This is a genomic window from Cytobacillus oceanisediminis (assembly GCF_004366035.1).
Classification (GTDB): Bacteria; Bacillota; Bacilli; order Bacillales; family Cytobacillaceae; genus Cytobacillus; species Cytobacillus oceanisediminis_C.
The window spans coordinates 1-9,632 of the sequence record NZ_SOEE01000036.1; the positions used below are offsets into that span (position 1 = coordinate 1).

A 9,632-nucleotide genomic window follows, 5' to 3' on the forward strand; every position below is an offset into this window, starting at 1 on the left:
TATACGATATCCAGAAAAGTTTTCACCCATTATTGATATTGAATGGCAGCAGGAACAATTAAAAAAAGAAAAGGCACAAGAAGCCCTTTTAAAAGATGGATTAGCTTGTGGTCCGGAAGGTTGTATAATCCCAGGTACAACTATTAAAAAAGAAAATAAATAGTTAGTAGAAGTGTTAATCTCTTAGTTATCTTACATTTACATTAGATGGTTGCAAACTTAACTTGCCGATTCATTCTCCAAAAGGCAAGCTATAATAACCAAAAACATTGATGTTCCCATAATAAAAACTCCAATAAAGATGGACATTAAAGGTTAGGGAGATTCCAAGACCTGAGTTCGGTACTCCGCTGGACTTAGGTCTTTTTTTCTGCATTTATTCGTTTTGGATTGTAATAATAAAGATACTTTTCTAGTTCTCCCTTACCCACTTTTCATGTCGGCGTGGTAAGCAATTTCGATTCAGTGAAATAGATGCAATTTTGCCAGCTGCCCAACGAAATGAACGGTGTTTTTTCATACGCACCTCACATTTTATTACGAATACTTTCGATTCCTCTAAATACTTTAAAACCAATCTTTAACTTTTTCTCAGCTATAATTTGGCAATAAAAATACCTCGAAGAAGGTATTTAGTGTCTAACATTTACAGGAAAGTACAGTTTCGAATTAGTGTGCTTTTTCCAAGAAACTTTCTGCTTTGTGCCCTAAAAGGAACCCTATGCCCTTATGGGCGTTTTAAGAGAAATCGGACGATTCCTCTCATAGAACAAAATATAGAATTAAAAACATATCCTCCTTTCATGGTGTTTTTAGCATAATAAATTAGAATGGTATCTTGTGTCAATTGGATAAAGTTATAACTTTCTGCCATATCAAATGATGAATGAGCTGATATGTGCTAGCATACTGTCCAATCCTACTTCAAGGGGTAGTGTTTCTTTTCTAACCTGCGTAAGAAGTAGTCCTCCTTGAAGTGTGGTCAGCAACGCTAGAGCGAGTTCGCTTGGATTTGCATTGGTGCCTAGCTCGCCACGCCCCTGCATCTCAATAAGCCCTTTTCGAATAAAGTTCTCCCACTTCATAAAACCGTCTTCGAGCTCAGAACGCGCATCTGGCTCAATGTCTGACAACTCACTGGCAAGCGAGCCGATTGGACACCCTCCACGACATTTCCTCTCAATTTGAAGTTGAACCATCGCATCGCGCCAAGTTTTTAGGGCTTCCATACTATCAAGTTGGATTACCAAAGATTCTTGGGTGGTTAGCTCTTTCTCAGTCTGATAAATAATTACGGCCTTAACCAGATCTCGCTTCTCCTTGAAATAATGGTATATTTGGGAAGAACCGACTTGAGCCTCTTTTTGTACATCTTCTACGCTTGTACCTGCAACGCCTTTCTCAAACATCAATTTAGCTGCAGCAAAAACAATTCGAGAGCGAGTCTCTTCCCCCTTTTTGTCAGCCGATGTTTTGATTTCCTCGTTTTATTTAGTTTTTCCATATAATAAGTATGCAAAAAAATAGATTTTACAATCCCAAAAAACTTTTTGAATGCCATTAAAAAAATGGATATTAAACCTTAAAAAAGGAATAAAGGAAATTATTAATCGGTTCTTTAAGTGATTTTAAGATAAATAATCCATAACAGGGTATCAAGAGGTTATATAAACAATCATTGATTACGATTAGAATTTTGCCATGATTTAAAAAACCTTTTCGCCTTATCGGATACATTTCTTACGTGGATACTTATGCGAAACCTAAAGTTTGCATTCTTTAAATGTAAAGGTTTAGTTGTTATTGATGGAGGAGATTCGGCCGTTGTAGAGGGTTTAAATCAACACGTTTCGCTTCTATCCTTACTAATATTCAACGACGCGACGAACTCATGCTCTAAAAAATTTTTAATATCGTGATTTCGTTAATGAAAAATTAAATTCATTTGTGTAGCTTTAGTCAATACTCAAACTGGTGAGGAATTTGAGTTCAAAACTTATAGTGTGTTTATTTAAATCGGTATATTATTACCAATAAACCATTCTTAAATCACCAGTTGGTGATACAACTTGTCGTAATGTTTTCTCACGCACAACACCAGATGCAAAAATACCAGGTAACGCTGTTTTTCTTGCTTCATTTGTTTCAATGTAGCCACTTTCATTAGTGATTGGTAAGTTAAAAGAGAAAATCTAAAGCGGAAGGAATATATAGGAAGATTATGAGTATTTTTTAACATTTGAATTATTAACCAAGACGGAAACTTTGTGAAAAAAATTCTGAGGGAGTTGCACTTTCGGACTTTTGGGCACCATGATGTGGTCCATGTAAGATGAATACTCCAGTTCTTCAAAAAAAATCTACTTCTGAGCAGTTTTATATAAGATTAGGCATTATTGCTTTCGAAAAACGAAATTCCTCCTAAAACGACTATCTTCCTCCATATTTCCCTTTTACATTTGTATCCTTATTTTATTAATTGAACGAATTTTCTCCTGCCATCAAGGAAAAAATAAAATTCACTGATAGCCCAATGGTACTTGACGGTTTAGTTCACATGTTAACATGCCAACCCAAATTGGCATCCGTCATCTATAATACTTCGTTCGCTGTTTTACACCAATTTCAAAAATAGAATGGAGAACTGTAAGCTGCATTACAGAACTCTGTTTTTTTTAGAATTATAATCAGGCTATCATTCGATATGGGAGGTTTCAGAACGATGAGTAACCAAAATTTAACCGAACAGCTTGAAGTGGCCACACAGCAGTTTAAAGCCAATTCACCGATTGAAGCGCAGATCAAAATCGGACAAATGATTGAGGAACTTCATAAATCGGGAATCGCTTCTGGGAAGCAACCAGGCGAAAAGGCGGTGGACTTTAAATTAACAAACGCACTAGGCCGGGACGTAATTCTATTTGAAGAGCTCGCGAAAGGGCCGGTTGTACTGGTCTTCTATCGCGGCGGATGGTGTCCTTTTTGCAATATGCAATTAAAGGCTTACCAGCAGATATTGCCTGAAATCCAGGAGATAGGCGCGCAGCTTATAACGATTAGCCCGCAAAAGCCAGATCATTCATTATCCCTTCAGGAAAAGGAAGGATTGGAATTTCAAGTCCTTAGCGATCCAAACGGGTTGGTAACGGCCAAATATAATCTGCTCTTCGATGTTCCGCAGGGAGTCAAGGAAATCATGGAAGGTATCGGACTTAATCTTGCGGAGTACAACAATACCTCGAAATGGGTTTTACCTGTTCCTGCTACTTTCATGATTGATGAGAGCGCCATTATTCGCTCCACCTATGTCAATCCGAATTTCATGCAGCGTCAAAGCCCGGAGGAAATTTTGCAAGAGCTAAAAAAGCTTTAACGATTTTTACATCATTCATTTGTGGCAATTGTTCTTGCCAAGAACAAGTCTGAAGAAATGGATATCACAATATAATTATCTTGCAGTACGTACGATGAGACCGGACATATCCATATATGCTGGTGATACAAGAGAAGCTTTAATGGGTGTGTTCAGCGACAATCGGAGCCGGCGCTCGAACAGGACTTTATTTATAGAGAAGCTCCACGATTTTATGAAATAGTCGAACAATTTGATAAGGCAACGAGCGGCAGACGTAGGTTGCTGTTGTACATCTGGCAGCTATGCATCTGTACTAAATGTTAGTAAAGAGGAGAATATATCATGACAATGACCAAGGAAGAAATTTTGAAAGCTTATCATTTTCGCCATGCAACCAAAGAATTCGATCCAAGCAAAACCATCTCCGACGAGAACTTTAAATTTATTTTGGAAACGGGCCGGCTCTCGCCCAGCTCGTTTAGCTCTGAGCCGTGGAAATTTGTTGTTGTTCAAAACGAACAGCTTCTGAACAAAATAAAAAATTCTTCGTATGGTGCGGCCAGCAAACTGCCAGAGGCCAGTCATTTCGTCATTATTCTGTCCCGGACACCGCTGGATATGAGATATGACTCCGCCTACCAGAAGGAGCAGCAGTCCAAAGCTGTTCCAAAGGAACGCCTGAAAAGGCATCTTGAAATCTTTGAAGAGTTCCAGAGACATGATTTCAAGCTCCTGGATCATGAACGCTTTCTTACCGATTGGGCCATCAAGCAGACGTACATACCGCTTGCGAACATGATGACGTCTGCGGCACTAATCGGCATTGATTCATGTCCGATCGAAGGCTTTAACATAGAGAAAATCAATCAGCTGTTGGAAGAGGAAGGGCTGCTAGAGGACGGACACTTTACTATCTCGGTCATGATTGCCTTCGGTTATCGCAAAAAAGAGCCGGGTCCTAGAATACGCCTTCCGTTTGATGATGTTGTGAAGTGGGTCAAATAAATATAATATGGCAGCACGTGTAATTATGCTTACCAAGCAAGTCCGTGAAGACAGATTTTGGGTTGCTTATGAATGTTGCCGATGCGACGCTCCCTTTCATATCGTATGTGAGCGGTACAAACTAATTAAAGTGGCTTCCATCATTTTTTGTATCTGATTTTATCCGTTTAAGCAATTAATCAATGGTGAGGTGAGAACGATGGTGACAATCCATCGTGATCAACAAACGAATAACGTGGGTTGTAGCAGCGCCTCTACGCCAGTTTAACTGCCGTGGTAAGCGGGGATTTGGCGGCGCTAATAGCTTTCGAACCGACGTGCAGTACAGGCGAAGACTATACAGGGAGGTATTCAAATGAAAGCGATTGTAGTGACAGATGAGGCCGCGGGAACGGCCGGGATGACTTTGGCGGAGCGTCCGGAACCGAAGGCGGCGGGGAATGATGTCGTCGTTCAGGTTCATGCGTCGGGATTCACCCCAGGCGAGCTAACGTGGCCCGGAACCTGGACCGATCGCAATGGTCGAGACCGCACACCGTCAATCCCCGGCCACGAGGTGGCCGGAGTGGTCAGCTCTCTCGGATATGGCACGAGGGGGCTGTCGGTAGGACAACGGGTATTCGGGATCACGGACTGGACGCGCGACGGAACCCTCGCAGAGTACGTGGCCGTCGAGGCACGAAACCTCGCGCCGTTACCAGGCGATATCGACTTCACGGAGGGAGCGAGCCTACCGATCTCAGGTCTGACCGCGTGGCAGGGACTGTTCGTGCACGGCCGATTCCAGGCAGGGCAAAGCGTCCTCGTGCACGGCTCGGCAGGTGGAGTCGGCTCGATGGTGACGCAGCTTGCCCGCGAGGCAGGAGCCTACGTCATCGGCACTGGACGTTCCGAAGACCGTCAGACGGCGCTCAACTTCGGCGCTCAGGAATTCGTCGATCTTGACAACGAATCGCTGGAAGAGGTCGGAGGCGTCGATCTAGTTTTCGACGTGATCGGTGGCGACATCGGGAAGAGGTCAGCGGGTCTGGTACGCGCCGGTGGAATGCTGGTGACAATCGCCGGTCCGCCGGAGGCACAGCCGGCCGATGGTTTGGCGATTGATTTCGTCGTTGAGGCTGATCGCGCCCAACTGGGAGAGATCGTCCAGCGGGTCCGGGATGGTCGGCTGCGAACGAACATCGGCAATGTGGCGACCCTCGACGATGCTGTCGCCGCCTTCAACCCAACCGACCGGATTAAGGGAAAGACGATCATCCGCGTTCGTTCGTAAGCAATCACGGAACGGGCCTCGTGAATCATCGTCAGCCTTGAGGCCCTGTCATTTCCGGCTTCGAACATGGGAACCTAAAAGCAATTTACAAGTCCTTAAGGTAAAAGCAAAGACCACCGGATATCCGGTGGTCTTTGCTTTTCAATGTGTGTAGAGTCTATAGCAAAGTAAAGAACTAAGGTTCCAGTTCATCGAAGATCATCATGTTTCCATTTAAAAAGATGCAAAGGGCTGGACGGTTTCCGAGCGATTCCTTTATAAAACAGTCTAACCCGAGAGTAAAGACTTGGAATAATTCTCCTTGTAGTCGGTTCAAAATCATCCCATAAATATTCAACGCGATTCCGTACTTACGAAATCTACCGATGAGTCGAAAAAAACTGGTACTACAAGCTCTCTACTTCAACAGCTCCATTTCTCGGCAAATAGCGCATTTATAGTCTTCGATATTTTCAGATTCGGTACGAACCGCAGATAAAGCCTGAATTCTCGGTTATTCTCGATTTGCGGTTCAACATATCGTGAAAATGTCCGCTTAGTCCCCATATCCCAAAAAATCCGGGACCCGTTACTGGATAACCACGACGTTTTGCCAATAGCCTCCAATACCCACCCATGGCCCGACTGAAAGAAATACAGATCAACGTTCACCGTCCTTGGACAGACATTTTTTTGTGTGATTCCACTTATGTATAAAAAAAGAGTTTTTTACAAAAATAACATAGTACCATAAAGAACATTTGGAGACTTTGGCCAGGAAGGATTTATTCGCAATGAAAACTGAATTTAAAAACCTCGATCAATTATTACAATTTTCCAGACAATCGAGTGACTTTAAGAAAACCTCGATTTTACTTGGAAAACAAGAAGTGAATATTTTCTATTATATTACCTTAGTCGATGCAAAGTGGATGCAGCAACATTTGATTCTTGTGCTGCAAAATCGCTCATTGGATTCAAAAATCAAGAAAATCGAGGATATTAAAGCTTGGATTCCCATTAATGATATAGAGATTACCGATGAGTTAACCAATATTCAATCCAAACTACTGAAAGGGTATGCGCTCGTTCAACTTCATGAAAACAATCCAAAGTGTGCGTTGGTAAATTTAGCCGACCATCGTGGATTGCGAGAAAATAATGATACAGAAAACGAGTTTAGCGTCGTCGGACCTAAAGTCGGTTTCGTAGAGGACCTGGATACAAACATCAGTTTACTAAGAGCACAAATCAATATCCCCAACTTGATTATAAAAGAAATTATCGTAGGAACAACTTCAAAAACAAGGGTCGCAATAATTTATATCGATGGGGTGACAAATAAACAGCATATTCAAACTTTTGAGCAAAGACTTACTGCTATTGATCACGATGTGGTGTTTGATTCGTCCGTACTGGACCAAATAATATCAGACAATTCTTTGACTCCATTTCCATTGTTTGCATCAACAGAACGCAGGGAACGAGTGGTGTATTCACTTATTAACGGGCAAGTCGCAGTCATTACCGACGGGTCGCCTTATATTGTTACGGGACCCTCTACATTGTTTGATTTTTTTATTTCCCCGGAAGATTATTATTTGCCATGGATATTAGGTTCTTTTTTTCGATTGATTCGAATCTTTGGTGTCATTTTTTCGCTGTTTGCCACGTCAATGTATGTTGCAATAACCACATTCCATTATGAAGTCATTCCAAAAGATTTGCTTAGCCCCCTTATCTTTTCCAGAAAAAACGTTCCATTTCCGCCCTTCATTGAAGTGCTTTTTTTAGAAATAACCATTGAATTTCTTCGGGAAGCAGGGGCCAGATTACCAACAAAAATTGGCCAAACCTTAGGTATTGTCGGAGGAATTGTTATTGGTCAAGCTGCAGTCGAAGCAGCTTTAACAAGTAATATTTTACTAATTCTGGTCTCGCTATCGGCTTTAGCCTCATTTACGACACCGATATATAAGATGTCAAATGCGATACGATTTTTACGTTTTCCTATCATCATTCTGTCAGCGATATGGGGGGAAATTGGCCTATTTATTGGGGTGGGCTTTTTGCTCGTCCATCTTAGTCGTTTAAAATCATTAGGTTCTCCTTACATTGTTCCAATTTTTCCATTAAGGACTAAGGATCTGAAAGACAGTTTTATACGTTCATCCTTTCAATTTCTGAATAAAAGACCTCAACATTTAAGACCAAATTCTTTATTTAGGTATTTGCCTAAATCAGTTAAACAGAAAAATGACTTAGATGAAGAATAAATGATGAAAAGAGGGTCAGTATGTATAGGAGGAAAATTTTTCTGGTTATCATTTTGTGTGCAGTTTTATCGTCTTGTTCCGAACAAAAAATTGTGAATGAGATTGTACTTGTCCATGCAATTACCTTTGATACCGTATCGAATACCCTAAAAAGCGCTGCTCTAATTTCTAACTTTAAAGAACAGGGAAATACAGAACTACAAGTTTTACATACGGAATCCAACTCTAAAAAAGGCATTCTGTCACGACTAAATACGCGGACAAAAGATCCCCTTGAAAGGGGGCAGTTACGGATGGTGTTATTTGGAAACACTCCTGCTGAAAAAGGGATTGGAGCTGAAATCCATAATTTATTCCTCGACCCTAAAATTTCATCACGGCTTCAGCTTGGAGTTGCGGATGGGGAAGCTTCGGAACTGTTGGGAATCATCCAAGAAACCCAAGAACCTTTTTTTTTATCTGATTTGATTGAGCAAAACATGAAAAACGGAAATTTACCGCTGATGAATCTTCATGAATCCTTGTTTAATTATTATGGTGAAGGACGAGACATGTTTTTACCGTATTTTAAAAAAGATCACGGGGAAGTAATAATCGATGGTCTGGCTTTATTTAAAAGAGATCAAAAGATAACCGAAATTAGCATGAAGGAAGCTTTCTTATTAAAAATGCTAATTCAGAACTCGAAAAATGGAAGCTACGCGGTTCCAGTTGCAGGAAAAGCATCAACCAAACAGGATGAAGATTCTATTTTATTGAGAAGCATGCATTCAAATACAAACTATATTGTAAAAAAAGTTAATCCAATCCCTTCTATTTCAATTCGGGTGGATATGGAGACGGAACTTCAGGATGTCCCTGATTGGGTGGATTTGAAATCAGAAGAGCAGCTTGCACAGCTTGAAAAAACTATGGGTTCTTATTTTAAAACAGAAATTGAAAAATTATTGTCACTAATGAAGGAAAATAAGGTTGATCCAGTGGGCCTGGGCGACTTGGTAAGGAGTCGGTCTAAGGAATGGAATGCCCAAGATTTTGAAAACATTTATCAAGAAATAGAAACAACAGTGAGTGTCCAGGTTAAAATCGCCAATAATGGCAGTGGTTGAAAGATCTCCGGAAGTACAGTTTAGTGAGGTGTTTAGTATATGAAAAATCCTGTTGACGAAAAACACCAAATATCCCCATTCTTAATTGTTCCACTTATGTATGTCAGTATGGTCGGGGTCGGAGTACTAAATTTCCAACGAGAATTGGCCGAACATGCCGGATATAATTCTTATATTTCTGTTGTTTTAGTAGGTATTAGCATTCATATAATCTTATGGATGATTTATAATATTTTACGTTCTAATCAAGAAAGTCTAGATGTAACTGCAATTAACAAATCATGTTTCGGAAAAATTGCAGGGAACCTAATCAATTTCGCAATCGTTCTTTATTTTTGTGTCGGAGCTTATATGGAATTCAGAGCCTATATTGAAGTTATTCAAGTCTGGGTGTTTCCCTCAATGGATATGTTACTCTTATGCACCATTTTGGTGTTGCTTATTTACTATACCGTATCGGGCGGGTTTCGGTCGGTTACAGCATTAAGTTTTTTTGGATTACTGATCACTATTATTTTTATTATTCCAGAGAATTTGTTAGTTTTGCCGTATACACATCCGTTAAACATGATGCCTCTGTTTAATCATTCAATAACCGACATATTACTCTCTTCTAAAAGCATGATATATCAATT

Annotated in this window: 7 protein-coding genes and 1 pseudogene; 6 read left to right on the plus strand and 2 right to left on the minus strand. The window is 40.6% G+C overall.

Features of this window, described 5'->3' with window-relative positions:
• Nucleotides 1-875 precede the first annotated feature (875 nt).
• Nucleotides 876-1,478, minus strand: coding sequence for a TetR/AcrR family transcriptional regulator (locus tag DFO72_RS28735; protein WP_309472985.1), 603 nt, complete (start codon nucleotides 1,476-1,478; stop codon nucleotides 876-878).
• 570 nt (nucleotides 1,479-2,048) lie between these two features.
• Nucleotides 2,049-2,180, minus strand: a pseudogene (locus DFO72_RS30295) (thioredoxin-disulfide reductase); the annotation flags it as partial.
• Between the two features lie 542 nt (nucleotides 2,181-2,722).
• On the opposite strand from DFO72_RS30295, the gene DFO72_RS28740 reads away from it, so the two are divergent.
• The 6 genes from DFO72_RS28740 to DFO72_RS28765 all read left to right on the plus strand — a co-directional run.
• Nucleotides 2,723-3,373: a peroxiredoxin-like family protein gene (locus DFO72_RS28740; protein WP_113885836.1), complete on the plus strand. Its 651-nt coding sequence runs from the start codon at nucleotides 2,723-2,725 to the stop codon at nucleotides 3,371-3,373.
• Nucleotides 3,374-3,697: 324 nt separating this feature from the next.
• Nucleotides 3,698-4,360 (plus strand): NAD(P)H-dependent oxidoreductase, encoded by a 663-nt coding sequence (locus DFO72_RS28745; protein ID WP_113885837.1) that lies wholly within the window; start codon nucleotides 3,698-3,700, stop codon nucleotides 4,358-4,360.
• Between the two features lie 355 nt (nucleotides 4,361-4,715).
• Nucleotides 4,716-5,633: an NADP-dependent oxidoreductase gene (locus DFO72_RS28750; RefSeq protein WP_113885838.1), complete on the plus strand. Its 918-nt coding sequence runs from the start codon at nucleotides 4,716-4,718 to the stop codon at nucleotides 5,631-5,633.
• Between the two features lie 773 nt (nucleotides 5,634-6,406).
• A complete protein-coding gene (locus DFO72_RS28755; protein WP_113885839.1) occupies nucleotides 6,407-7,888 on the plus strand; it encodes a spore germination protein in 1,482 nt (493 codons plus the stop codon).
• A 20-nt stretch (nucleotides 7,889-7,908) separates the two neighbouring features.
• On the plus strand, nucleotides 7,909-8,997 hold the full coding sequence (locus tag DFO72_RS28760; RefSeq protein WP_113885840.1) for a Ger(x)C family spore germination protein: 1,089 nt from the start codon (nucleotides 7,909-7,911) through the stop codon (nucleotides 8,995-8,997).
• A gap of 39 nt (nucleotides 8,998-9,036) precedes the next feature.
• Nucleotides 9,037-9,632: GerAB/ArcD/ProY family transporter (locus tag DFO72_RS28765; RefSeq protein ID WP_142724963.1), on the plus strand; the 596-nt coding region annotated here is incomplete at its 3' end.